The organism is Planococcus sp. TJ-201 (assembly GCF_058268495.1).
In genome coordinates, this window is record NZ_JBZDOG010000002.1 from 19383 (window position 1) to 45914 (window position 26532).

Genomic DNA, 26532 nt, shown 5'->3' on the forward strand with positions numbered 1-26532 from the left:
GGAAACTAAAACAAATTTCGATATTCTCTTTCTATATATGTGGACAAATCTTCTGCTTTTTCTCCTGTGATGCGTTCAAAGTCTCCTGTCACTTCTCCCATCAATCCTTTAGCCGCTGCCTCGTACAAGGAGACAAGAACAGGCCCAAAGCCTTTTGGCTCATCGTAAAGCTCTGCAAATTCCTCACTTGTGAGCGGATCATAAAAAATTGGGGATCCGCTGATCTGGCTCATGAGATCAGCCAGTTCTTCCATTGACCAAGCTTTCGGTCCTGTTAATGTATACTCCTTGTTATGAAAATCTTCTAGTACCGCAACTTGAACAATAGCTTTTGCAAGATCTGCTCTGGAAATAAATGATATTTTTTGGTCAGCTACCGGATAAAGAATCTTCCCCCGTTTGGCAAGTTCGGGAAGATAAGGGGCCAAGGGATCGGAATACATGCCATTTCGGATATAAGTGTACGGAACGCTCCCAGAAGCCAAACGGCGCTGCACATAGCCGAAGAAAGGACTCATCTTGAAAGGGTTATTGCCATGGTCAGCCATAAATCCAATAAAAATAAACTGTTTGACGCCTGTTTTTTCAGCTGCGACAATGGCATTTTCAAACTCCATGATTCGTGCAACACTCGGAAACGTCAAGCTTGGAATGTAGATGAGGACATCTGTTCCTTTAAAAGCCGCCGCTAGCGCCTGTTCTGAGCGATAATTGGCTTGCTTTACCCCAATGCCCATTTGTTTGAAGCGGACAGCTTTTTGGGGATTGCGAACAGTCAGCACTAGATTCTCAGGTTTGATGTATGACAACGCCTCTTCCACAATTTTCACACCAAGATGTCCAGTAGCAGCCGTGATGTTGTAAATCATCCAATCTCCTCCAGTCATGTTATTGGCTTTTCGTTATTCTATTCCCGTTTTTCCGAAAAAGTGAACTATTTCCGTACTTTTTACGTATTGTGTATAAGGGAAATGAAAAGATTTACTGCAATGCATTTCTTCAAATTACTGGATATCAGGATATTCTATTAAAAGAAAAGATTTTCCTGTAGCGGGAAGTATAGTAAGGTAGAAAGACGAAATATGTAATAAAGGAGACAGGGGATGGAAAAAAGTACTGATATCAGCTTATACTTGCGGGTTAATCAACAGGACAAAGCCGCATTGGAACAATTATATGACCGCTACGAAAAAATCCTTTTTTCATTTCTATATAAGATGCTGGAAGATCGTGATCTGGCTGAGGAAGCGCTGCAAGAGGTTTTTATTAAAATCTGGCGTGGCAAAGGTGTATATGATGAAAGCAAAGGAAAGTTTACTTCGTGGCTTTTTAGAATGGCGCAAAATACAGCCATTGACTTGATAAGAAAACGTAAAAAACCGACCGTACCGATTGAAGAAGCTGCTCAAATGGTCAGTAATGATACACCTGTAGACGTGCAAGTGGAATGGCAGGAAAAGCAGGAAAAAATTCAAACGGCTGTTCAGCACTTATCGGACGATCAGCAAAAAATGATCGATTTGTTCTATTTTAAAGGACATACACATGAAACCATCGCAGACATGTGCGATATCCCACTCGGGACTGTCAAGAGCAGAATAAGGCTGGCTTTAAAAAAATTAAAAACATCACTGCATGGGATGCAGGAAAGGGGGGCTTATGATGAATAGCATGGATTGTGACCGTTTAGTAGATTATTTAAACGGAACGCTGTCGGCAGATGAAAGCAAGCAGTTTGAACAACATTTGAAAACATGTACAGAATGCCAGGAAATAGTGGAAGCAACAGGCGAGCTCCCTTATCTTGCAGATCCAGTGGAACCGCCAGTTGATATGAAAGCACGAATTTTATCCAATGTATTTGAAGAAAAGCCGGCACAGAACGAATCGCCTGCTGCTTTGAAACCAACGATGTCTCCAATACCGATGCACAATAAGAAAAGTAAGCCGAATATTTGGAAACCGCTGATTGCAGCAGTGTTCTTAGCATCCTTGTTAGGAAATGCCTATGCGTTTCTTCAATTGTCAGATCAGGATGAAGCGGTGGAAACGGCTATTCAATCAATTCAACTGGCACCGAACGAAGCATTTTCAGGAACGGCCACAGCTGAAATGATTGAAGAAGCAGGTGCGCTGAATCTGGTTGTACAAGCCAATCAATTGGCTGAACTGGACGCCGACCAAGTTTATCAAGTATGGTTGATCAAAGATGACCAGCCGATACCAGCAGGCGCTTTCTCGCCGAGTCCAAACGGCGAAGGGGCAAGTTACTATCAGCTTAACGAAAATTCAACCGATTGGGACACAATCGCGATTACGCTCGAGCCTCAAGCGGGAAATGACTTGCCTGAAGGTGAAGTTGTATTAAGTGCAGAAATTTAACTGGCCGCTTTTGCGGTCAGTTTTTTTTATTTTTAGTAATGTTAAAGAATGATATTAACAGACAGCTAAGGGCAAAAATGGCTGTCTTTGGAAACCGTACAAGAAACTTCTTAACCTGCTTCTTTAATCAAGTAAAAGATTCAGTTTATCCAGATGTTCCTACGAGCATAAGCAAATGTTAAGTCAACTTTAAAAGGACTATGTATTCAATTGCTAAACTGCTAATATATAGAAAAGATTAAGGGCTTATCACATTAACTTGGTTTCCAGCAGCACGGTTATCTGTTTTGTGGCAAAGTTTATTTGTCTTTGAAACCTAACCTAACTGGAGGCACCAATGAAAAGTATTTTGAAGCAAGTTTTCATCCTGGCTGGCTGTTCGTATTTGGCATATTTCTTCATATTAAACCAGGGACTCGTTGGTGGTTTGATGATTTCAGGACTATTTTTTGCAATCTGTCTGTTTTTGTTTTCTTTGAGCGTTGTCGCCATTGTACAAGGCAAGCTCAAGTTCTTCAAAATTAACCATGTCAAAGAAGCGATTGGATTGATGGTTTTATCCATTGCCCTGACAATCATCGTGGCGTGTGTGACGATTATCAACTCATTTGCAACCTACACGACTGGAGATGAAAATCAGGCGGCAGATGCTAAAGTGAGGCTTTTTGCGTCCACTGTATTCAAGGTTTCTTCACAGCCCGAACTGCTGAAGACTGAGCAGAATGGCGTAACTTATTTTTACTCTGAAAAAACGGAAGATGAAATCGCCAAAATCGATGAAGTTCTCCAGCAGCAGCGCAAAAGATTGAATCAATATCTAGGAACTCAAGATGAAGGCGGCTTAACGGTTGAATTCCACGAAGATTACGACTCGCTGGAATCCAGCTACGGCGGAGAAGAAGTGGCTGGCTATTACAACTTTGGAAATAAAAGCATCCATTTGGTTCCAACGGACGAGAGCTGGGAACTGATCTTGGTCCATGAGTATTCACATTACCAAAGCCATCTTTTTTCCAATCAGCACAGCTTGCCAATCACCCGTATTCCTTCGTGGTTTGAAGAGGGGGTTGCCGATTATCTGGCAGATGAATCCGGCGGTTGGTATGACCTGGAAACGACAGAAATTATAGACTTTCATGAGCTGGATAGCCCACAAGATTATGACAGCTCTTCTACAGAAACGTTTGATCCTTATCTCCAAAGCTTTCTAGCAGTAGAAAGCTTGGTGGATGAACACGGGGAAGAACTTATTCCAAATTTATTGATGTCCAGGTCAACCCCAGCTTTTTACAAAACGCTGGAAACAACAATCGGCATGAAAATTGAGGAATATGAAGAAGTTTTTCTTAATCAAAAAATTGCTGAACAAAACCAAATGATGGAATTGTTTGATCAGGCTTATGTTCAGCTGGATAAAAAAGAATACACAGGTGCTGAAAAAACAATTGAAGCCATCAAAAGGGCCGGAGACATTTACGATCAGGATGCGGCCGAGTGGATTTTGGTCGACGTCTTGCTGGACCAAAAGAAATTCACCGAAGCTGCAGAATTGCTTGAACTCAAAATCGCTGAAGACATAGAAGCGTTTTTGGTCGATGATTTGGTGTTGTTGGCAGAAATTTACCTGCTTATTGATCCGCAACTATCACTTGAGAAAGCAGAAGAAGCTCAAGTAGCATATTTAGAAAACGAATATTATTATTTTGACGAAGAACTCCTGCCTATTTATGAAACAATAAACTCTTCTGAACCGTTGGCAGGATATCGGCAGCTCATTCGTGAAGAGTGGGTGTATAACACATATGTTTTGGATAACCTGAAAGACAAATTGAGTGAAGAATACCCTGAGGACTTCTAATGCACAAGGGAGAGTAGAGATACGACTTATTCAACACTATAGTTTGAGGAAATAATCTTCGGATTGCACATGAAAATCGTTCTTTCTGTAGTATGGTAACTTTCATTTTACAGAGATGAACGGTTTTTTATACCCTTTTTAACATCCGCCATTTTCATGACCTTGTGGGACAGCCCCTTTTTTATATTGTTTTTTTTTACTCGTAATATTGATGCTATATAAGTTGAGCTTAGGAATTATCAATTTATATACCGCATCGGTCGCTTTGGGTAGAGCAAAGACGACTGCTCATCCGCAAGCTCGTGAACGCGCCAGCGCTGAAAACGTTGCTTACTAACCGATATGAAGCAAACCAGCTGCGACTCCTGCGGTAAAGCGAGACGGCAGAGACCCCACAGGGAGCGAAGCGACCGAGGAGGCTTGGACGCGAGCCCGCGGAAAGCGCAGCTGTTTTGCGGAATATCGACAATGAAAGATTTAGTAGTTCAACTTATATAGCTTGGAAAAGATAAAAAACTTTTAAAAAAAAGAGATTGCATTTGTTAATCCAAAAGGATATGATTTAAAACGTAATAGTTACGATTTGTAAAATACATAGTTTTAAAGAAAGAATCAAGAAAAGCTCTCTTTTTTCTCCAGTGGCAGGACAGGAGGAAAGAGAGAATTATTTTTTTGGTAAATAAATCGTAATAATTACATTTTATAAAAGAGGAGTGTTTATTAATGAAGAACGCATTTATACTATTGCTTTTGGCATTGGCATTTATTTTAAGCGCTTGTACATCAGATGCAGCTATCCCAGAAGAAGATCGCAAAGAATTGAACTTGTTGTTCAATTTTGCCACAAGATCGCTCGATCCGAACGTAGACAGCAGCTATGTGCCGTTGCGTGCAGGGATAACGGAAACCTTGGTGCATTTAAATGACGAGACATTGACGCTCGAGCCGTGGCTTGCAGAAAGCTGGGACAGTGAAGATGGCCAAGAATGGACGATTCGGCTGAGAAACGATGTGTTGTTTCAAAATGGTGCCCCAATGGATGCGGCAGCTGTAAAAGCTTCGCTGGAGCGTGCCATGGCAGACAATATTGCCATCAGCAATGCGCTTCGGATCGAATCGATCAAAGCGGATGGCCAGCAGCTGACGATCCGAACGACTATGCCATTTCCAGAGTTTCCATCTGAGCTGGTTCACCCGAATACATCCATTATCGATGTGACGGAACCGGACTTTATCAACAAGCCGATTGGGACAGGACCATTTGCTGTTTTTTCATTTGCACCAGGCACAGCAGTTGATTTGGTTCGTTTTGATGAATATTGGAACGGGGCTGCCAAGTTGGAAGCAGCACGGTTTTCGTTTAATGAAGATGCCAACGCTCGGTCATTGGCATTGGAATCGGGAGATGTTGATATTGCATTTCGCCCAGAAGTTCAAGGTTTGGAAAAATTGGAAGCAGTTGAAGGAGTAAAAGTAGAGTCTACTTCAACTTTCCGGGTACACCAAATGACAATGAACCTTGAACGGGAATCCATGAAAGACATCAATGTCCGCAAAGCGATAGACGTGTTAATCGATCGCAAGGCCATCACGGAAACCATTTTGCAAGGCCATGCAGAAGTAGCGACGGGTCCGTTTCCTTCAACCTTTACTTTTGCACCGGACTATCCTGACAAAAAAATCGGGTTGGAAGAAGCTAAAGCACATTTAACCAAAGCAGGATATGCAGAGCAGGACGGTGTGATGCAAAAAGACGGAGAGCCGTTAGAGCTTACGCTATTAACTTATAGCGCGCGTGCAGATTTGCCGCTGATCGCCCAAGTATTTCAATCGGATGCTAAAGAGTTGGGAATTGCAGTAGACATTCAGCAAATCGAAGTACCAGAAGAATACATGGCAGCAAACCGAGATTGGGACTTGACCACTTACAGCAATTTGACCGCACCACGCGGAGATGCAGGTTATTATTTAAATGCCACGTACCATCCGCAAGGAGCATTAAATTTCAGTGGTGCTAATGACGATGTACTGACAGCGCTAATCGACAAATTGAATGTAACTGTAGGCGAGGGCGAACGCTCCGTGATTGCAGAAGAGATTGCGCTTTACGTCGATGAGCAAGTATACAATTCATTTATTCTTCACCCGAATACATTGGTTGCCTACAATGCCGATAAAGTAGAAAACTGGGTCACTACCCGCAGTGAGTATTACATGTTGACCAACACCTTGGATGTGAAGTAAATGGTCCGGATTTTACTGAAAAGATTTACTGAAGTGGCTGTATTTTTGCTGCTGGTGACGTTTGTTAGCTTTATGTTTGCACGGCTGGCACCGGGAGATCCGGTGCTGTCCATCCTCCGTGTTGATGATGTATCGGTCACTGCGGCCCAAGTCGAACAACTCCGGGAAGATATGGGATTTAATGAACCTTTGCTCGTACAGTATGGAGAATGGTTTATGGATTTTATAAAATTGGATTTTGGCAATTCCTATTTGACCAATCAACCTGTATTGCAGATGCTTCTCAGCGGACTTCCGGCTACCTTGGAATTGGCTGCAGGAGCGCTGCTCGTTATGCTGGTAATTGCTTTGCCGCTCGGATCGCTTGCTGCGCTATACCGAGGCAGCTGGATTGATCAGCTTAGCCGCTGGTTTTCCTTGCTTGGTGCAGCGGTTCCAAGCTTTTGGTTGGGATTGTTGTTAATTGACTTGTTTGCCGTGCGGCTGGACTTGCTGCCGACGATGGGCCGAGACAGTTTTGGCTCAATGGTTTTGCCATCCACTACATTGGGACTTGCCATCACCAGTGTTTATGTCCGTTTGCTGCGTTCCAGTTTGATCGATGCGCTCAGTCATGACTATATTAAAGCTGCTCGTTCAAGAGGGATTTCAGAAATCCGCATCTTTTTCTATCACGCATTGCGGGCAGCGCTGCCACCGGTCATTACTGTTTTTGGCGTCAGTCTTGGCAGTTTGATTGGCGGTGTTGTGGTGATTGAGGTGATTTTTGCTTATCCGGGAATAGGCAAAATGGTAGTAGAGGCAATCCGGGCACGGGATTATCCCGTTATACAAGCTTATCTGTTTATTATGGCGGTTATCGTTTTTATTGTGAACAGCCTGGTAGATATTTCATACCGGTACTTGAACCCCGAAATCAGATTAACGGAAAGGAAAGCGAGCTGATGACTGTTTTAGCAACAAATCTGCACAAATGGAATTGGAAAGCGAGAATGCTCGTTTTGCTACTAAGTTTAATTGCGTTGCTTGGCGCTTACACGTTCTTGTACCTGAAGCATGATGCAGACGCAGTTGATTTGACTGCCCAGCTGATGCCCATGAGCCTGGAGCATCCATTTGGTACAGATCATCTGGGGCGCGATGTGTTAACGCGAATAGTGCTGGGAGCCCAATTGACAGTTGGCTATTCTTTTGTGGCACTGTTAGCGGCAGTCGCTATCGGGTTGCCAATTGGATTGATCGCCGGCTATAAAGGCGGCTGGCTGGATCGGCTCTTGATGCGTGTTGCCGATACGTTTTTGGCATTTCCGGATACCATTGTAGCGATTGTCTTGAGCGGCCTGCTGGGACCGGGAATTGAAAACCTGCTGTTGGCCATTATTTTTGTGAAATGGGTCAATTATGCCCGGCTCGTCAGAAGTACGGTGGTCAGTGAACGCCAAAAAGAATACATCGCCATGGCTAAAGTCAACGGTTTGGGAGACGGACAAATTATTCAGAAGCATCTGTTTCCTCACATCATTGGCCATGTGTTGGTGCTGGGCAGCCTGGATCTTGGGAAAATCATTTTACTGATTTCTTCGTTGTCTTATATCGGCCTTGGCGCTCAACCACCGGCTCCAGAATGGGGTGCCATGCTGAATGATGCACGCCCTTATTTTCAATCGATGCCATCACTGATGATTACTCCAGGGCTGGCAATCGTTACAGTGGTTCTTATTTCCAATGTATTGGGTGATTATTTACGGGACAAGTTTGATGTGAAAAAGGAAGTGCAGTCATGAGTTTATTGGAAGTCGACGGGCTAAGCGTCGGAGTGGACACCCAGCAGATTGTCAAAGAGATCTCATTTGAAATTCAACGGGGAGATTGGCTGGCAGTAGTTGGGCAAAGCGGGAGCGGGAAAAGCGTGACCGCTTCAGCCATTGGCGGATTGTTGAAGCCAAATCTCTCTGCAACGGGAATGGTCCGATTTAATGGCGCCAACTTAATTGAACTGACATCAAAGGAAATGAGAAAGGTACGAGGCAAAGCAATTTCTTATGTTTTCCAGGATTATCAAAGCTCGTTTACACCATTTCTGACAATTGGCAAACATTTTGACGAATACCAGCGGACTCACCTGACTGCAGGGAAATCCCGGCGAATGCAGAATACACAACAAGCTCTCCTATCTGTCGGCCTGGACGCTGAACTCTCGAGCCGTTATCCTTTTCAGTTAAGCGGTGGGCAGCTGCAGCGTGTTGCGATTGCACTTGCCTTGCTGCTGAAACCTGATTTGGTGATTGCGGATGAGCCAACAACCGCCTTAGACAGCATTTCCTCCTATCGGATTTTGCAATTACTGGAAAAGCTGCGGAAAGAAACGGGTTGTGCCATTTTATACATTACTCACGACCTTCGGCATGCTGCCAACTATGCGGATCATATTTTGGTAATGAAAGAAGGGCAGATTGTTGAGCAAGGAGAACAAACAAAAATCCTCGCTTGTCCTGAACATGCCTACACCCGTGCATTGATTGACGCGATTCCAGTTTTTAAAAAACAGGGAAATTAGACGTATTGGAGGTGCTCAATGGAGCTGTTGACCATAAACCACATCAATAAAACATATGCAAACGGCTTTCAAGTACTCAAGGATGTATCATTTTCTCTCGAGAAAGGTCAATGCCTTGGTATTATTGGGGAAAGCGGCTGCGGCAAAAGCACACTGGCACGATGCCTGCTGCACTTGGAATCCATAGACTCAGGAGAAATCGTATTAAATGGCGAAGCTGTCCATAAGCTGACGGGCAAAAGGCTGCAGCCTTTCAGACGGCAGGTCCAGGCTGTTTTTCAAAATCCTTCAGCTTCATTAAACCCTAAATTGAAAATCAAAGATTCGCTGATGGATCCTTATTTGCAATTTGGCAGCCAAAAAAAGCTGCAGCATTTCAGTTACACAAACAGAGAACATTACATCAGCCAGTTATTGGAGGCTGTTGAACTTCCAAGCAATCTGGCTGAACGTTACCCGCACGAATTGAGCGGAGGACAGCAGCAGCGCGTGACGATCAGCCGAGCTATCAGCATTGAACCGGCTATAGTAATACTGGATGAACCTACATCCAGCCTTGATGTGTTGTCGCAGTCTTCCTTGCTGAAATTACTGGATGACCTTCGCCGGCAATTTTCGCTTTCTTATGTGTTTATATCGCATGATTTAGCGGCAGTTTCCTCACTTAGCCAACATCTGTTGGTTATGAAAGATGGCCACATGGTGGATGAGTTTGGCAATGCGGAAATTTTTTCGCACGATCGCCATCCCTATACAAAAGAGCTGCTGTCCATGTTTTGAAAAAATGATGTTGAAAGGTTAGGAGCTTCTCATGAATCATCGTACATACCTGGCTTTAGCAATTCCACTGACCATTTCAACGATCACCACGCCTTTATTGGGAGCTGTTGATACAGCGGTCGTGGGACAATTGCCAAACCCTGCTTATATTGGCGCCGTTGCCATCGGTTCGGTCATCTTCAATACACTTTACTGGCTCTTTGGGTTTTTGCGTATTGGGACTTCTGGTTTTGCTGCACAAGCGCACGGAGCAAATGATCAACTGTCAGGAACGCTGGCTCTCATTCGGCCGATGGTCATCGCACTGATCGTGGGACTTGTTTTTTTCTTGCTGCAAAAGCCGATTGAATACGCGGCATTAAATTTGCTTCAGCCTGCCGAAGACGTTGCTGCGCTGGCATCCGATTACTTTGGCATCCGGATATGGGGGGTGCCTTTTACATTGGTCAACTATGTCATCATGGGCTGGTTGATTGGCATGTCCCGCATCAAAATTTCAGTGTTGATTCAAGTGTTTATGAATCTCTTGAATATCGCATTGGATCTGCTTTTTGTCTTTGGATTCGGGTGGGGCGTTTCTGGAGTTGCTGCCGCAACTTTAATTGCAGAAGTATCGGCTTGTCTAATCGGCTTGCTGGTAGTATGGCGCGGCACAGCTTACAAATTTCAGCTGCCTGCATTCAAGCTGGTAACAAATGGCTCAGCTATTCGAAAGATGATGGCGGTGAATCAGGATTTGTTTGTCCGGACGCTGTGCCTGCTTGCCGTCTTTAATTTATTTACGTATAAAAGTGCAGGATTTGGTACAGAAACCTTGGCAGCCAATGCGATTTTGCTGCAAATTCACTACATAATGGCCTATTTTTATGACGGCCTGTCCAACGCTTCCAGTATTCTTTCGGGAAAAGCCATTGGATCCAAAGATTCTGTACTTTTTAAAAAGAATTTAAGCTTGTCTTTCGAATGGGCACTGTATTCATCGATTGCGCTGACTGGCCTATACTGGCTGTTTGGCTCTAAAGTTTTTGCTTTTTTTACCGCCATACCTGAAGTTATAGAACTCGGCGGAATATATGGCGATTGGCTGCTGCTGTTTCCGCTGGTTTCGAGCTTTGGAATCGTGTTGTATGGCGTGTTTACCGGTGCCACCGAGACTGCACCAATTCGAAACTCTATGCTCTTGTCATTGGGCATCTTTTTGGTGGTGTTATGGACTGCTGTACCGCTCCTGCAAAACCACGGGGTATGGTTGGCATTTATCTTATTTAGTTTGGGTCGATCTGTTTTTTTATTGTTGTATGTGCCTAAACTATTAAAGTTGATGGACACTCCTTAGAAATTAGAATCTGCTTAATTATTTCCTCTTTGACATCTCTTCTGAAATAAAGTACATTATCATATGGACGAACAATTATTATGGTATATAGATATATCATTCGTGTATAGGGGTGTAATTAATGGAAAATGTATTTGATTACGAAGATATTCAATTGGTTCCTGCAAAAGCTGTAGTAGACAGCCGTTCAGAATGTGACACATCGATTGAGTTTGGTGGCCGCACTTTCAAATTGCCAGTTGTACCAGCCAATATGCAAACCATTGTAGATGAAAAAATTGCCAAATTCTTGGCTGAAAATAATTATTTCTATATTATGCATCGTTTCGAACCTGAAAAGCGGTTAGCGTTTGCTAAAGACATGCAGCAACGCGGACTTTATGCTTCCATTAGTGTCGGTGTGAAACCGGAAGAATACGAATTTGTGCAACAATTGGCTGATGAAAAGATTACGCCGGAATACATCACCATTGATGTAGCACATGGCCATTCCAATGCGGTAATTAACATGATTCAGCACATTAAAAAGTTGATTCCAGACAGTTTTTTGATTGCCGGTAATGTTGGGACGCCGGAAGCGGTCCGCGAACTGGAACACGCTGGAGCGGATGCTACAAAAGTGGGTATCGGACCAGGAAAAGTTTGCATTACCAAAATCAAAACTGGGTTTGGAACAGGCGGCTGGCAATTGGCAGCACTTCGCTGGTGCGGCAAGGCAGCCAGCAAACCCATCATCGCAGACGGTGGCATCCGTACCCATGGAGACATTGCCAAATCTGTCCGTTTTGGCGCATCCATGGTGATGATCGGTTCGCTATTTGCCGGGCATGAAGAATCTCCCGGAGAAACCATCAACCAGGATGGCAAGTTGCTGAAAGAATACTTTGGTTCGGCATCTGAATTTCAAAAAGGCGAAAAGAAAAATGTTGAAGGCAAAAAGATGTTTGTAGAATACAAAGGGTCTTTAAAAGACACGTTGGTGGAGATGGAGCAAGATCTTCAATCTTCAATTTCTTACGCAGGCGGAGACAAATTACTGGCAATCCGCAACGTGGATTACGTGATCGTTAAAAACTCCATTTTTAATGGCGACAAAGTTTATTAACTAGTAAAGCCCTTCAATCTATAGATTGAGGGGCTTTTTTCTGCTTTAGCCGTTCTAGTTGCCAGAGCACTAAAGATACAGCTAGTACGGTGCCAAACAGGGTATACTGCACATTGGTCGGGACAACTTGGGTAAAGCCGTAAACAGCCGCAAGCTCCAACATTACGGCTGGAACTTTTCCAATCGTGCTGGCGATCCAGAACAGTTTGGCACTTATTGTTGTAAGTGCTGCCCCTACTGTAACAAAGCCGGATGGCATAAACGGAAGCAGCCGAAGCAAGATCACCAAGCCAAAAACCCGTTTATCCGATTGATTTCGGAATTTTTGCCAATAGGGGTGGTGCAGCCATTTTGGATTTGCTTTGGAAAAGCCAAAACGATACAGATAAAAGCCGAGCAACGCGCCAAAAATTTCACCTGCAAATGTCAAAGCTCCACCGCCATAAATGCCGAACGACTGGATATTAACAGCAGTCACTAAAAAGCTCGGAACAAAACCCGCTGCTCCGACTGCTAAATTTACGATCATCAGAATTAAAAACTCAATCCAAACAGGTAGAAACTCGATAAATTATGCCTCCTTATTATGGTATTTACACAAATTTAACAGACGTGTACGCATGGCTCATTTACGTAAGTTTATTTTAACATGAATGTAAAATAGCTTTCGATAAATTCCCTAATCGTTATGTTGAGGTTAATGTACTCTTTGATTGAAAAAATATAAATTCCTCCGAGGAACGAACGAGGAAGATTGTAGACGTCATGATAGTTGACTCAACAACGTGCATGACGATACAAAAATATGGCAAGTGTAAAATTTGAGGAATAATTTCCAATGAGCGACATGCTAGCTGTATGATTAAATAAAAAGTGATGGACAAAATCTTCAATGGATCCTTGAAGAAATCTATCAGTTGAGAGGGAGTAGCCACGTGTACAATCAAAAAAGAATCCGAGATTACGGCGTGGAAATAGGCTGCATGAAGCCTGGACCATTAAACGCCATAACAGATGTAGCAGGTGTAACAGTAGGTCATGTGACATTGAGTGACGGCGACATGCAAACCGGTGTGACGGCCATTTTGCCGCATCAAGGAGATGTTTTTCACGATAAGCTGATTGCCTCAAGCCATGTGATCAACGGGTTTGGAAAAACAATGGGAACCATTCAGCTTGCGGAACTCGGCACGCTGGAGACACCTATCGTTCTAACCAACACTTTGAATGTCGGGACGGCGGCCAATGCCGTGATTGATTACATGTTGGAGAGAAATGCTGATATCGGCAGCACGACGGGGACAGTCAATCCAATCATCGGTGAATGCAACGACATGTTCCTCAACGATGTTCGCAGCCAATTTGTTAAAGAACAGCATGTACGGCATGCACTGGACCATACCAATGTGGAATTCGAGGAAGGTGCCGTCGGTGCAGGAACGGGTATGCTGTGTTATTCGTTGAAAGGTGGAATCGGTTCTGCTTCCCGCCTCATGCAGCTGAATCATGGCACGTATACACTCGGCGTGTTGGTTCTATCGAACTTTGGAATGCTCAGTGATTTAACGGTCAGTGGCAATCCCGTAGGTCAAAAATTGAAGAAACACATTCTGCAGTCGTACAAAGAAGAAGACAAGGGATCCGTTATGGTTATCGTGGCGACAGACTTGCCTTTGTCAGAGCGGCAATTAAACCGCGTTCTCAAACGAACGATCACAGGACTTTCTCGAACCGGCTCCATCATCACTAATGGCAGCGGTGAAATCATTCTAGGCTTTACAACGGCGACTAAAATTCCACATATCAAACCGCCACACTGTTTAACAATTAAAACCATTCATGAGGAGGATATGGATGAGGCTTTCCGAGCCGTTGGAGAAGCGACGGAAGAGGCGGTACTAAATTCACTAATCACTGCAGAAGCTGTCGTTGGGCGTGCTGGAAATGAACGGCCGTCATTTAAAGACTTACTTAAAAAGTTCAATGTGTCACTTACGAACCCATAAAGGGTTCTTTTTTGTGAAAAAAAGATTTAACCATAAAAAATTGAAATTATAAATTTAAGTGATTAATGATTTGTGTGAATAATTATATATTTACCATTTGTTATTTAATGGACATATTTCCCTGTTATAGAAGTAGTAATAAAATAAAAACGTTTAACTAAAGATATATAACGATAGAAGTTTTAGGATTAAAAAATCCCCATCCTGTTTATTGTTGCAAAAAAGTTATCATATTAATACTTTTCTATTTACAATTTGCATAATAGCCTGTAGTCTAATAGTGTGATGTAAGTTCTATTAATTCAACTTAAAAGTAAAAAATATAGGTTATAAGACTTTTTATTCTCATTTAAAGTAAAATTTAGAATTATTGGTTTTAGTAATATTTTGTCATTGGTTTAATGGGAGGCTATGAAGGGATGAGGAAAATGATTCTAGCAGATCCGATTCAAGAGACAACCAGGTTTTTAAAGAAAGCTCTAAAAGCTGAGGTAGAAGTAACCGGAAATCTCTTATTAGTGAAGAAGCTTCGAAGCTTAATCATCCAAAGTGGTGACACAAAATTTTCATTCAAGATGGATTGTGAGATTACATTTCAAGCAATGCAACAGCCAGGAATTATGATTAACAGGGCCGAAATTTTACTGTTGCCGTCAGAACTTTCCACTTTTTTATCGACTTTAATCCGCCATGCCCATCCACTGCCAAACAATTACATGCAGCGTCTTGTAATGGAACCCAATGTTTATTGCATCTATCTAGAAACAAAGGAATTTCCAGAAATCTTTGCCGAACGTGTTGCATCAGCCCTAGAAGCAATTGATTGTTAGCCTTGCACATATTGAACTGCCTTTCTGTTTTAATTGTCACTGACTCGCGCCATAGCAACAGTATAAGGTGGTGTTCATATGTATAAGAAATGTTTCTCGTGCATTTCAGCAATTATTTTGCTTTTGACTATGCTGCCATTGACTTTTGCTGCGATTCATTGGTTCCACAAACCACTTGAACTGCTGTTGAGTTTTCACCTTCATTTTCCCTGTTTTCTTAGTGGTATGGGAATTGTAACCGCACTGATTGGTGCCAGAGGAGACATGAAATTCAATCTTGTATTGTTTAATGTCATGACATTAGGCCTGTACTTAATTTTCTCCAGTAATCTGCACTCCATATAAATCTATGCACATTGAAAGCATCGGTAATGTGTGACCAAGGACTAGATAGGCTATAAAGTTTATTTCATAAAAAAGATGAGACAGTACACAAATTTGTGTGCTGTCTCATCTTTTAATTTATTCGACGATACTTGGCCGCACCCACAGCTTTGAAAAGTTGACATAACCAAAATGACTTATGGATATATTCATTAAATCTGCTGAAAAAGGAATTTGGCGTTTTTCATAATACAAAGGAAGCATGATGGAGGATTCCATTAATTGCCGCTCAATTTTTAGGTTCAGTGCTGTCCATTCTTCAAACGGTGTATCTCCATATAGCTGCATGTAATTGCTGAACATTGGCTGGGATTTCATAATGGCAGCCAGTGGCGAATAGCCATTTGACAGAAAGTAAAAAAATGAAAAATTTTGATTCATTTCAAATACCTCGCCGTGGATAAACAAGTCGGCTGTTTGATCTTCTTTCGTGTCGAGCATCTTGTCCTGAAAAGACAGCCACTCAATTTCGACAGGAATGCCTTCACTTTCAAGAGTGTCTTTCAACCAACGTGTTGAACCATTGGTATAATTTGCGGCTTTAATAATTAAAGGTTTTTCAAGAGTAGGTTTTTGGGACAAGGGCAGCGAATAAGTCTGATCTTGTCCAATCAAGCAACTTTGATGATTGGGCATCGCTCTTGGATGATACAGTCCGATTTTATGGCGGTGTTTGGCAATCGCATAATGGATATAGTCGCGCACTTCTTTTTGCTTTATAGGAGACTCTCGAAAGGCATTCAAAATGACGACGCCAAACCCCGAATCGCTTTCCACTTGAAATGTCTCTTCCGTTTGATCATTTGCTGAAGTCCGATAGGCAAAGTCAAAGTCTTCAGGCACTTGGATAAATTGTACGGTATCGAGCAACGGACGTTCCTGAAAATAATCTCCAAACGCCGTCAATGTGGTTTTTAACTCGTGATTTTCTTCCACAAAAAAACTGCCGGAACCAATAGGCTGGGAATCGGTTTCCTTATAGATGCTGGCATTGATCATGCCCAGCATCTGCAGGCAATAACTGCAGCCCCCGGGAAAAGAAATTTCTAGTGCGTAGGGAGAAATGGATTTTATGGCAGTAATCGGCTTCCACAGTTCCTTGAACGCGGCATGTCTTCGCAGTCGTTCCAAACAAATTAGTACATCGTCCACAGTCAGAAACGAGCCATCATGAAAACGAACTTCTTTTCGAATGTAAAGCCTGAGCGTTGTGGCCGTCAAATCCCAGCTATGTGCCAGTTCTGGAGAAACGATGCCGTTTTCATTGACTGACACTAAACGGCTGTATACTGTCGCCACCATATTGGCACTGTGGACATCTGCAGCAAGGAGTGGATGGAGCGTGATCAGCGGATACTTCCTCGGAATGATCAGCTTGTCGGTGCTGCTCATACTGTTTTGAACATAGCCGAAATTCGAGCGGAACTTATGCATCAATCGCTGTTTAATTTCGGGCGACCAATTAAACAAAAGATACTTTCCAGCCACTTCGATAGCCTGTTCGTCAATCAATTGAGACAGCTGCTGTTCGTAAGCATCTTCTACATCTTGATGCCACTCTATGTGGGAAGCATTGCCTCTGCCGCTGCCAGGTGTAAAAGTAAGCCAGCCTTCGCTTGCCCATTTTCGCAACAGACGAGCAGTCTGCTTGCTGCTCAAACCGAGTAAATCAGCAAGTTGAGTTTGTTTGATGTTGCCGGATGGAACAGCCTGCCAAAGTGCTAAAAGAGTCTTTTCCATCATCTTCCCTCCTAAAAGTGGACAAGATTATAAAAAATGTCTATTTTTAGTAACCATAGTCTAGTTTAATATACATAAGACAAAGGGGGCTGACAAGATGAAATGGAAAGACTATCCACAGAACATTAAAGTGCGTTTAATTACTTCTTTTTTTAATCGAGCTGTTACTTCAGCTGTCATGCCTTTTATGGCCTTATTTTTTGCACAGGAAATAAACAAAGTATGGGCGGGTTCTTTTTTGATCATGACGGTTTTGATCAGTTTTTTCGTTAATTTGATTGGCGGGTATATTTCCGATCGTTTTCCGCGTAAAAAGGTATTGGTGACAACATCTGCTCTCAGTGCCATGATGTTTCTGCTCATGACGCTCAGTTTAGTGCCAAGTGACAAATGGATCGGCCTGTTTGCAGCGTCTTATGTCATGTTTATCATTACCAGCAGTCTTGGAAGACCTGCCATGCATGCCATCATTATGGATTCAACCACTCCCGAAAACCGAAAAGCCATTTATGCCATTGATTACTGGCTGGTCAATTTGTCGATGGCGATCGGTGCCGCACTTGGAGGCTTATTGTATGTGAATCACCAGATGGAACTGTTTATCGTTTTGACTGCAACGTCTGCCAGCCTGCCGATTGCCTACCAGATTTGGCTGAGAGATGAGAACGTCCAAAGCTTGAAAAAACAGCATCACAATGTATTCGTGGATTTGCTGCAAAATTACAAAGTTGCCTTTCAAGACCGGCCTTTTGTTAAAGTAGTAGTTGGATCGATGTTCATCTTTTCAGCTGAGTTTTCACTAAACAGCTATATTGGCGTTCGGCTTGCCGAAAGTTTTGAAACGTTCACCATAGCTGATTTTGAAGTGGCAGGCGTTCGAATGTTGAGCCTGCTTAATATTCAAAACATGTTGCTAGTGGTTTGTTTAACTTTCACAGTCAATAAATTCACAGACCGTTTTTCTAAGCAGCATGTTCTCCTGACCGGTCTGCTGCTCTACAGTGTTGGCTACATCACCATTACGTCAGCGAACAGCTGGTACTTATTAATCTTGTTCAATTTTATCGGGACAATCGGTGAATTGATTTACTCGCCGGTCCGCAATGCAGAAATGGCAAACATGATCCCTGAAGACAAACGAGGCTCGTATTCCGCTTTTTCCAATTTTTCATTCAGCGGAGCGGATCTGCTGGCACGTTCGACCATTATCGTCGGTGCTTTTCTACTACCCACGATGATGTCTGTTTACATGGGCGTGTTATTGATGATCGGAACGTTATTGGTTTATACAGGATTATTTATTAGAAAAGGCAAGGGAAAACAAGTAGAAAAACCAGAGCTCGTCTAAAATTAGGGAATAGTAGGGGGATGGCCATGATTATCAGAAAAGCAGTTCCAAAAGATGCCCACCAATTGGCGAAGTTGATGAAACATGTAGAAGAATCCAATTATATGCTGTTTGAGCCAGGAGAACGAAAAACCACGGGTGAGCAATTGCAGGACAGGCTCGTTGCGATGAACGATAAATCAACGATACTTCTTGCCGAAGAAGAATCCGAGTTAAAAGGGTACTTGTTCGCAATAAATGAAGGCGTCAACCGCAAACGTCATTCGGTCTATATTGTCATTGGCTTACATCAAGAACAGCGCGGAAAAGGCATTGGAACCCAACTATTTCAAGCTTTGGAGCAATGGGCAACAGAAAAGTTGACTCGCCGCATTGAATTGACTGTATTGGAAGACAATCATGCTGCGATAGCCCTCTATGAGAAAATGGGATTCGAGGTAGAAGGGATCAAGCGGAATTCACTCGTGATAAATGGAAAGTATGCCAATGAATTGTACATGTCGAAAATTTTGTAATGAATTTTTGACATTCGAATATTTCTCCTAATTGCTTTTAAAAATACTACTGTGTATTTTACTTTTTTTGGTTATGTAGTAGGGAATGAGATTAACTAATTTCCTGTAAATTTGTATAATATTGTAGTTTTTATATATATTTATGTGTGTATTAGCGGTAAACTAATAGGGAAGGTTTTAATAGGAGTTGGTTAAATGGGTTCGTTGCTTTTTTCTTTTCTTGAAAATATGGCGTTGATTATTTCACTTTTGTATATTGGTTTAAAAGCCAAAGAATTTTTATTTCCTGATTTAAACGAATCGAAGTGGTTATTGCTGTTAAGTATTGTATTTATCAGTTTTCTAACTTTTTCAGTCATGTATCATCCGTTTGTTTATGAAGGAATGAGACTAGATTTACGGGAAGTTCCTCTTTACTTTATTTCCTATGTGGGGGGATGGCGCATCGGCATCTTATCTGCCATTTTCCCTACGTATTATCGCTTTTCTCTTGGCGGTCCTACTGTAGTGGCCGGAATTCTTCAAACAGTGTTATTTCCTGTTGTCATGGGAAGCCTATTTCGAAACAAAAAAACGGTCAATAAATTTTTTGCCCGATTGGATATTAAGCGAATGATGGTAGGGTGGGTAGTTTTTGAACTCTTAAAGTCGGTTTGGATGGAAAGTACAACACCAGCTACGCCTTTTATGACTTTATCAATGGCTGCTTTTGCCGGAATTGCGATTCTTTCGATGGGGTTGATGGCGAATGGAGAAAATTATCATATTTTAGTTCGAAAAGAATTGGAATATTTCTCAAATCAAGATCATTTAACGCAAATGCCCAATCTGCGGTATTTTAGAAGCAAAGCCCAAATTTTGGTTGAACAACAAGTGCCAGTGGCGATTGTCATGATGGATGTAGATTACTTTAAAGTTTACAACGATACCCATGGACATCAAAAAGGAGATGCCGTCCTCCGATCCATTGGCCAATTGATGCGGGACAATACACGCAATAAGGACTATGTGGCACGCTATGGCGGTGAGGAATTTATTTTTTGCATCATGGATCCATCAAATGCTGATGAAGCCTTGTCGATTGCTGAAAGGGTGCGCACGGGCATCGAGGACCATCATTTTGAAGGGGAAGAACAACAGCCCAATGGCAAACTGACGGTATCGATGGGAATTTGTTTAGCTTCACAAGGCAAATCACTCGAACAGTTGATCGGAGAGGCCGATCAGGCTTTGTACCATTCCAAGAGAAATGGAAAAAACCAAGTTTCGGCTTTTGGAAGTATGGGACAGCTTGAAACCATCAGTGTTTGATGAAAAAAATTCAGCAAGGCAGACACCTTTCAGCAACGTGTCTGCCTTTTTTTGAGGACTAAAAGACTATACATAGCTGGCAGCATAATCGGGTAGAGAATGAAGAAACCCCTGAAAAGTTTCGGTCACAAGAAAACAAATTCAGGGAAGGGGGAGGTCCAATTGGAGCATGAGTTGCAATCAGGGATGGCGAATCTAGAGGCAGTGGCTATAGTGTTGCTTTTTCTGTCGTTTCTGCTGTACCCACTGGCTGCTGCGTTAACAAGCCTGCGTTATAAGCCATGGCCGTTGCACCGCATTTTCTTATGGAGCCTTGGAATTGTTGCCATCGCGATATCCATTGCTGGACCGCTTGCTGATTTTGCTCAAAATAATTTCAGGGGCCATATGTGGACGCATTTGCTGCTTGGCATGCTGGCACCGCTATTGTTATTGCTTGCGAAGCCCATGACTTTGCTGTTAAGGTCGCTGCCTGTTCCACTGGCTAGAAGGATGTCCTTTTTGTTGAGGAGCCGCCTTGCCAGATTTTTAAGCCACCCAATTCCTGCATTTACTCTTAACATTGGTGGACTTTATCTATTGTATTTGACCAATCTGTTCGAATGGATGCATCAGTCCGTGTTCGTCTATGCCTTCATCCATATCCATATATTTCTGGCAGGCTATCTGTTTACTGCTTCTATAATCTATGTTGACATTACCGCTCACCGTGTGGGTTACGTGCTTCGTTCAATCGTTCTCATTTTGTCGCTGGCAGCCCATAAAATTTTAGCCAAATTCCTTTATGCCCATCCACCTGCAGGGGTTCCACAGGCACAGGCAGAAGCTGGTGGGATGTTGATGTACTACGGGGGCGATTTAATAGAGCTACTCATCATTGTGATTTTGTGTTATCACTGGTACAAGGCGACTGCACCAAAAAAGACAGAAACAATGGAAAAGGTATAGGGGAATTCCCTTTCTTTGATTTCTTATGCCCGGCAGAGCTACACGGGCGCTTCCGCTTTTCTTTTCCCCGGCAAAAGCTTTGGATTTGGGGTAAACTAAAAATAAGCGTTTAATTTCGAATGAACAGCTCGACTACATAGGATCGAATCAATTTGAGTATTGCCATTACTAGGAGGAAGTTCATGAATAGTTTTATTGTTATGCAAGGAGAGACTTATCAGGAAGAACGCAATGCGGGGGTTCTTTGGACACCGCAAATTGATAAATCCGGCATGGTACCGCATTCGTGGAACCGGATGCAGGAGCTGAAAAAGGGCGATATCGTTTTCCACTATGTCAAAGGGTATGTGGTAGCCATTAGCCGAGTGCGAAAAGGGTGCTCAAAAGGAACAAAGCCGAAAAGTGAACATCCGCATTCCCAAGAAACCGAAGCTGCTTTTATTGCAAAAACGGAATACCGGGAGCTTGACAATCCGCTGTCTGTTAAAGAACGTTTTTCTGATATCCAGTCTTTGCTGCCGGTGAAATATGCAGCTTTCCAGGAAGACGCCAGCGGCAATTCAGGCTATTTGTATCCGTGCAATGAAGAACTGGCCATAAAGTTTTTAGAACTTATCAGCTCATTGAATATTTTCACAGTGGAAGTGGAACAGCTGGAACTGGCAATGGAAGTCATCAAAAAAACCGAACACAATCCATTGCTCGGGTTGATTGCGGAAGCGGAATTGGAAATCAAAACAAAAATGCGCAGAGGCAAAGAGCAATTCCGCGAAAGCTTGCTGCCGCTGTGGAACGGTGAATGTCCGCTGTGTGGAATTGCCATTGGGGACGTACTAAAAGCGAGCCATGCCAAGCCGTGGAAAGACAGTTCAGATGCCGAACGCCTGGATCCTTTTAATGGGGTATTGCTTTGTGCCAATCACGCAGCACTGTACTCAGCAGGACTGATTGCGTTTACAGGCGGCGGCCGTTTGCATATTTCCAGCCGAATCCCGGAAGACGATTACCCCATATACAGGTTGCGCAAAAATATGAAAGTGCCGGTATCACCCGAGCATGCACCGTATTTGAGATGGCACAAGCGAATTGTTTTTGCAGAGCCGAGAAAAATAAACCTGCTGACAAATCAGGAATAAGACAGGCAAGCTCAAAGGTAAGGATTTTCGAGTTAGTTTTAATTGCGTATGTCTTTTGCTGCCAGGGGTATGCTACACTGAAAACAAGTGAATAATCATGCAGAAAAAAGGTGCTGATCAATCAGCATAACAGGGAACCCGGTTAGATTCCGGGGCTGTTTCCGCAACTGTAAGTGCGTATGAAATAAGAAAATGCCACTGTTTAGATGCTCCAAGTCATCTGAACGGGAAGGTTCTTAGAGTAAAGTGATGCACAAGCCAGGAGACCTACCTTTTTTTGAACGTATTTTTACTCTTCGGAAGCTAAGGGAATCATACGGCAAAATGTCTATTTTTGACTGCTGGAGTATGTCTTTGAATAGCTATAATGCCGCCCTCTTTTTGAGGGCGGCTTTTTGCTGTTTTGCGGGAGCGTTCAATGCAGTGGTGTTCACCAAACAAAAGTGAGGTGAAAAGATGAAAAAAGACATGCGTTTTCTGTGTTATCCGTTCATGCGTGAATCCGCTTCCACAGTGGATTTTGAAATTCGCACAGATTCTTTGACGACCCGAATCGGGGAAGCTTTATCACTGACAACAGATATTGAAGTGGTTCAGCGGGATTTGAAAACTTTACAGCCCATGGCTTACCATTTAAATGGTTCGGTACGGGGCAAACTTGCCATCGCAGAAGAGGATTTATCTATGTTAAGCGCTATGTATGATTATTATGTAAACTTTACTAAAGATAAAATTGGGAATTTTGTCTTGCCGCAAGGAACCCAAGCCGCCTGTGTGCTGCATGTGTGCCGCAGTGAAGCGAAAAAATCCGTACGGGCTTTGCATAAAGTGAGCCTGGAGCGGGAAGTGCCCGAAATCCTTTTTGATTATGCCAACCTGTTGGCAAACGTATTGTTTACTATGGCGGTATATGTCAATCAGCATCACGGCGTAGAAGAAATTCCGTTCGTCAGCAAGTCCTATCCAACAAGACCAAAAAAGAAAGAAGTGGCCAAAAACAAATGAAAATCAACGTATTCAAATTCTTATCGATCGGAACACTGGCTTTAGCACTCGGAGCTTGCCAGTCTGACACTGCCGAAACAACAGATCCCGAAACAGCGACCGAGCCTTCGCAACAAACTGAGTATACGGTAACCGATGACTTGGATAAAGAGCTGACTTTCGAAGAAGTTCCAGCGACCGTTGTCTCCTTGATTCCAAGCAATACCGAAATTCTTTACGAAATCGGAGCAGGAGACAAACTTATCGGCGTTACAGACTACGATAATTATCCAGCTGAAGCAACAGAGGTGGAGCGGGTTTCAGATTCTGTCACATTCAACGCAGAACGCATTATCGAAATGGATCCAGACGTTGTCATCGGCTATTCCACAGGTGGGCCAACCGGTTTTGAAGATCTCGAAGCAGCGGGGATTCAAGTGTTTGTCATTGAAACCGCAGAATCATTTGAAGATGTTTATGGGGACATCGAGCAAATCTCCACGGTATTAGGTCTTGAAGATAAAGGGGATGAGCTGATTGCTTCCATACAGCAGCAAATTGAAAGCGTACAAGAGCAAGTTGCTTCCATAGAAGAGAAAAAACAGCTGTATGTTGAAATCAGCCCTTCACCGGAAATCTATACGACCGGCCAAAATACGTTCCAACAGGAAATATTGGACCATGCCCAAGTCGACAATCTGTTTGGCGATCTCGAAGGCTGGCCGCAGATTTCTGAAGAAGAAGTTATTGAACGGAATCCAAAGATTATCGTCACTACCGTTTCTTATGTAGAAAATCCCATTGATGAAATTAAAGCACGCGAAGGTTGGAACGATATTGACGCTATCCGAAATGACCAAGTATTTTTCCTGGACTCGGACATCACATCACGGCCAGGACCAAGAATTGGCGATGCCGTCGAATTGGTAGCTAAAACCGTGTATCCGGAAGCTTTTGAATAAAAACAGTAAAATCCCCGCTTAACAAGCGGGGATTTTTTGGGTTATTGCAGTTGTTCTTCCAGTGTATCCTGATCAATGCCAAATTCCTCATTTAGTACACGTCTTTTTTCCTCAACAGACAATTCAACTTTGGTTTTTTCTCCCTTTTCTGAACGTGTCAACTGACTTCCGGATAAAGTAATGCGTCCATCAGCTGTTGCGCGCGTCACCAAATCATCGTGGGTGAAAGGCGAATCTTTGGATATTTGGTTAAACACACAGCCCTCGTGAAAATCAGCCAGTTGCTTTTCCACAGTTGAAAAGCGGTAAAGAATTTTTTCAGTGTCATCGTTTTCTCTAATTAAATCATAATACACATCGTCTACTTGCTGAACGCGATAAGTGCCGCTATGGTCTGTATGGCGTTCACCGCCAATTGGGATAGGGCTGATCGTGGAATCGCCGAATCCGGCATCAACTAAATACAAGGTATCAAGCTCTACCAGAATCGCTGCATGAGTATCTGATTTAGACCAAGTACCATCCGGTTTTTGAACAGTGGCAGAGATTAGCTTTGCATCGAATCCCAGTTCCCCCAGCAGCCAATGGAACAAACCATTCAGCTCGTAACAATAACCGCCTCGATGGTGATTCACAATTTTATCGTAAATGCTTTCGAGATTTAAATAAATGGGTGTTTTACGTATAACATCTAAGTTTTCAAACGGGACATTTTGCATATGCAAAGATTGAAGCTCTGCTAAATTTTGCAGAAAATGCTCCTGAATTGGATTAGCTTTGAATCTTTTTAAGTAGGATTCTTTATTCATGAATAGTATTCATTCCTTTCGTTTCGCCATAATGAATATTCTAATATCTATTCATTAAGGTATTTTTTATTATCTGATGTGTAGAAAATGGTTAAAGGTGGTATAGTGAATAAGTAAATGAATTGCGCTTAATAGTTGCAATGAATAGCTGGATTAACTAAAAAAGAAAGCAGGGTGATCGATTTGGTATCAACTACAGACGTTGCAAAACATGCAGGTGTTTCACAAACCACGGTTTCACGAGTATTGAATAAACCGGATCAAGTGAAAAAAGACACTTATGATAAAGTGATGGCCGCAGTCAATGAATTAAATTATTCGACGACGGGTAATGAAGATACGATGCCTGTGGTCGAAGCTACTAAAACCATCAGTCTTATTGCTGGGTCGTTGGATGATTCAATTTTTATTGGTTCTGCTCCTGCAATTCTCAATGTTGCAAAAGAAAAAGGCTATCAAGTCAATGTACATTTCGTCACGAAAGACAATGAGTCGGAAACTTATGACGCGATCTTGTCCAGCAACGTTGATGGGCTAATCATCGCATCTGTTGGACTGGATAAAGCAGGTTACGAAAAACTGAATCAGGCAAAAGTTCCTTTTGTTCTCCTTAACTCAAGCTACCCTGATAGTCACAACTCAATTGGTTTAAACAATGTGGAGGCAGGCTACCTGGCCGCGAGCCATCTTCTCGAGAACAAGCACGAGGAAATCGCTTGGATAGGCGGAACACTGAATAATCCTTCGCATAAAGAGCGTTTTCAAGGGTTTGTTTATGCGCTGCAGGAAGCAGGGAATAAAATTCGCAAAAAACGATTGGTAATTGCAGACACGGACAAAGAGTCTCTTTACAGCGCCTTCGAAGATCTTCAGTCGTTAAAGAAAAAACCGACGGCGATTGTGGCTGCTACAGACGAAATTGCCATTCAGTTTTTGGACTTTTATCAACAAGCCGGTTACCACATTCCGAAAGATGTCAGCATTATCGGCATTGGCAACTCGGAACTGAGTCAACATTCGGCCATTGGTTTGACATCTGTTGGTCCAACGGATAGCCTGGATGACCTTGGGCAAGAAGCGATCAACCGGCTGCTTGATATGCTGACTCTCAATCAGGACGAAGCATTTCATGTCAGCAGAGAAGTTCGCTTGCATGAGCGAAAGTCTACTGCATCCCTTTAACCAGTCGAGCGGGCTGATTTTTTCAGCCGCATTAGGGCAACACTATAGGATTACCCTTGTCTGGTTTATGTTTAAACCCAAAAAAGAGTCGTTTTGGAATCCGTCCAAAACGACT

General features: G+C 42.8%; 24 protein-coding genes and 1 riboswitch. Of the genes, 20 read left to right on the forward strand and 4 right to left on the reverse strand.

Annotated elements, in window-relative coordinates:
• Positions 1-5: 5 nt before the first annotated feature.
• The gene (locus tag AC4EG4_RS05775; protein WP_490987198.1) at positions 6-869 is read right to left on the reverse strand and encodes an SDR family oxidoreductase; all 864 of its coding nucleotides are present in this window, start codon (positions 867-869) and stop codon (positions 6-8) included.
• Between the two features lie 234 nt (positions 870-1103).
• Here AC4EG4_RS05775 and AC4EG4_RS05780 point away from each other — a divergent pair, with 234 nt between their 5' ends.
• The 10 genes from AC4EG4_RS05780 to guaC all read left to right on the forward strand — a co-directional run bounded on the left by AC4EG4_RS05780 (position 1104) and on the right by guaC (position 12262).
• The gene (locus AC4EG4_RS05780; RefSeq protein WP_490978355.1) at positions 1104-1670 is read left to right on the forward strand and encodes an RNA polymerase sigma factor; all 567 of its coding nucleotides are present in this window, start codon (positions 1104-1106) and stop codon (positions 1668-1670) included.
• A complete protein-coding gene (locus tag AC4EG4_RS05785) occupies positions 1663-2382 on the forward strand; it encodes an anti-sigma factor (protein ID WP_490987199.1) in 720 nt (239 codons plus the stop codon). The genes AC4EG4_RS05780 and AC4EG4_RS05785 overlap by 8 nt, the downstream gene beginning before the upstream one ends.
• A 337-nt stretch (positions 2383-2719) precedes the next feature.
• A complete protein-coding gene (locus AC4EG4_RS05790; RefSeq protein WP_490987200.1) occupies positions 2720-4240 on the forward strand; it encodes a hypothetical protein in 1521 nt (506 codons plus the stop codon).
• 723 nt (positions 4241-4963) lie between these two features.
• Positions 4964-6484, forward strand: a complete 1521-nt coding sequence (gene nikA / locus AC4EG4_RS05795; RefSeq protein WP_490987201.1) for a nickel ABC transporter substrate-binding protein — start codon at positions 4964-4966, stop codon at positions 6482-6484.
• The gene (gene nikB / locus AC4EG4_RS05800; protein ID WP_490987202.1) at positions 6485-7429 is read left to right on the forward strand and encodes a nickel ABC transporter permease; all 945 of its coding nucleotides are present in this window, start codon (positions 6485-6487) and stop codon (positions 7427-7429) included.
• A gap of 47 nt (positions 7430-7476) precedes the next feature.
• On the forward strand, positions 7477-8268 hold the full coding sequence (gene nikC, locus AC4EG4_RS05805; protein ID WP_490987507.1) for a nickel transporter permease: 792 nt from the start codon (positions 7477-7479) through the stop codon (positions 8266-8268).
• Complete coding sequence (locus AC4EG4_RS05810) at positions 8265-9041, forward strand: ABC transporter ATP-binding protein (RefSeq protein WP_490987203.1); 777 nt, start codon at positions 8265-8267, stop codon at positions 9039-9041. Before nikC ends, AC4EG4_RS05810 begins: the two co-directional genes overlap by 4 nt.
• A gap of 18 nt (positions 9042-9059) precedes the next feature.
• Positions 9060-9821: an ABC transporter ATP-binding protein gene (locus AC4EG4_RS05815; RefSeq protein WP_490987204.1), complete on the forward strand. Its 762-nt coding sequence runs from the start codon at positions 9060-9062 to the stop codon at positions 9819-9821.
• A gap of 31 nt (positions 9822-9852) precedes the next feature.
• Entirely contained in the window at positions 9853-11157 is a 1305-nt protein-coding gene (locus tag AC4EG4_RS05820; protein ID WP_490987205.1) for an MATE family efflux transporter, read from the forward strand.
• A 121-nt stretch (positions 11158-11278) separates the two neighbouring features.
• On the forward strand, positions 11279-12262 hold the full coding sequence (gene guaC, locus AC4EG4_RS05825) for a GMP reductase (protein WP_490978363.1): 984 nt from the start codon (positions 11279-11281) through the stop codon (positions 12260-12262).
• Between the two features lie 13 nt (positions 12263-12275).
• Here the strand turns inward: guaC and AC4EG4_RS05830 are convergent, their stop codons facing one another.
• Entirely contained in the window at positions 12276-12791 is a 516-nt protein-coding gene (locus AC4EG4_RS05830; RefSeq protein WP_490987206.1) for a TVP38/TMEM64 family protein, read from the reverse strand.
• 406 nt (positions 12792-13197) lie between these two features.
• Between AC4EG4_RS05830 and AC4EG4_RS05835 the strand changes: the two genes are divergently transcribed.
• On the forward strand, positions 13198-14268 hold the full coding sequence (locus tag AC4EG4_RS05835) for a DmpA family aminopeptidase (protein WP_490978365.1): 1071 nt from the start codon (positions 13198-13200) through the stop codon (positions 14266-14268).
• Between the two features lie 419 nt (positions 14269-14687).
• Positions 14688-15098 carry a DUF1259 domain-containing protein gene (locus AC4EG4_RS05840; protein ID WP_490987207.1) on the forward strand — a complete coding sequence of 137 codons (411 nt, stop codon included), beginning with the start codon at positions 14688-14690 and terminating at the stop codon, positions 15096-15098.
• Between the two features lie 462 nt (positions 15099-15560).
• Here the strand turns inward: AC4EG4_RS05840 and AC4EG4_RS05845 are convergent, their stop codons facing one another.
• On the reverse strand, positions 15561-17222 hold the full coding sequence (locus AC4EG4_RS05845; RefSeq protein WP_490987208.1) for an ABC transporter substrate-binding protein: 1662 nt from the start codon (positions 17220-17222) through the stop codon (positions 15561-15563).
• Between the two features lie 97 nt (positions 17223-17319).
• Here AC4EG4_RS05845 and AC4EG4_RS05850 point away from each other — a divergent pair, with 97 nt between their 5' ends.
• The 7 genes from AC4EG4_RS05850 to AC4EG4_RS05880 all read left to right on the forward strand — a co-directional run bounded on the left by AC4EG4_RS05850 (position 17320) and on the right by AC4EG4_RS05880 (position 24426).
• Positions 17320-18570, forward strand: coding sequence for an MDR family MFS transporter (locus tag AC4EG4_RS05850; RefSeq protein WP_490987209.1), 1251 nt, complete (start codon positions 17320-17322; stop codon positions 18568-18570).
• Between the two features lie 26 nt (positions 18571-18596).
• The gene (locus AC4EG4_RS05855; protein WP_490987210.1) at positions 18597-19085 is read left to right on the forward strand and encodes a GNAT family N-acetyltransferase; all 489 of its coding nucleotides are present in this window, start codon (positions 18597-18599) and stop codon (positions 19083-19085) included.
• A 195-nt stretch (positions 19086-19280) separates the two neighbouring features.
• Complete coding sequence (locus tag AC4EG4_RS05860) at positions 19281-20396, forward strand: GGDEF domain-containing protein (protein WP_490987211.1); 1116 nt, start codon at positions 19281-19283, stop codon at positions 20394-20396.
• A 162-nt stretch (positions 20397-20558) separates the two neighbouring features.
• Positions 20559-21344 (forward strand): cytochrome c oxidase assembly protein, encoded by a 786-nt coding sequence (locus tag AC4EG4_RS05865; protein ID WP_490978371.1) that lies wholly within the window; start codon positions 20559-20561, stop codon positions 21342-21344.
• Between the two features lie 182 nt (positions 21345-21526).
• Positions 21527-22480 (forward strand): HNH endonuclease, encoded by a 954-nt coding sequence (locus tag AC4EG4_RS05870; protein ID WP_490987212.1) that lies wholly within the window; start codon positions 21527-21529, stop codon positions 22478-22480.
• Between the two features lie 90 nt (positions 22481-22570).
• A riboswitch (cobalamin riboswitch) is annotated at positions 22571-22769 on the forward strand.
• Between the two features lie 167 nt (positions 22770-22936).
• Positions 22937-23485 (forward strand): hypothetical protein, encoded by a 549-nt coding sequence (locus AC4EG4_RS05875; protein WP_490978373.1) that lies wholly within the window; start codon positions 22937-22939, stop codon positions 23483-23485.
• Positions 23482-24426 carry an ABC transporter substrate-binding protein gene (locus AC4EG4_RS05880; protein WP_490987213.1) on the forward strand — a complete coding sequence of 315 codons (945 nt, stop codon included), beginning with the start codon at positions 23482-23484 and terminating at the stop codon, positions 24424-24426. Before AC4EG4_RS05875 ends, AC4EG4_RS05880 begins: the two co-directional genes overlap by 4 nt.
• A gap of 41 nt (positions 24427-24467) precedes the next feature.
• Here the strand turns inward: AC4EG4_RS05880 and AC4EG4_RS05885 are convergent, their stop codons facing one another.
• On the reverse strand, positions 24468-25235 hold the full coding sequence (locus AC4EG4_RS05885; RefSeq protein WP_490987214.1) for an arylamine N-acetyltransferase family protein: 768 nt from the start codon (positions 25233-25235) through the stop codon (positions 24468-24470).
• Between the two features lie 174 nt (positions 25236-25409).
• On the opposite strand from AC4EG4_RS05885, the gene AC4EG4_RS05890 reads away from it, so the two are divergent.
• Entirely contained in the window at positions 25410-26417 is a 1008-nt protein-coding gene (locus AC4EG4_RS05890) for a LacI family DNA-binding transcriptional regulator (protein WP_490987215.1), read from the forward strand.
• The last annotated feature ends 115 nt before the right edge of the window (positions 26418-26532 follow it).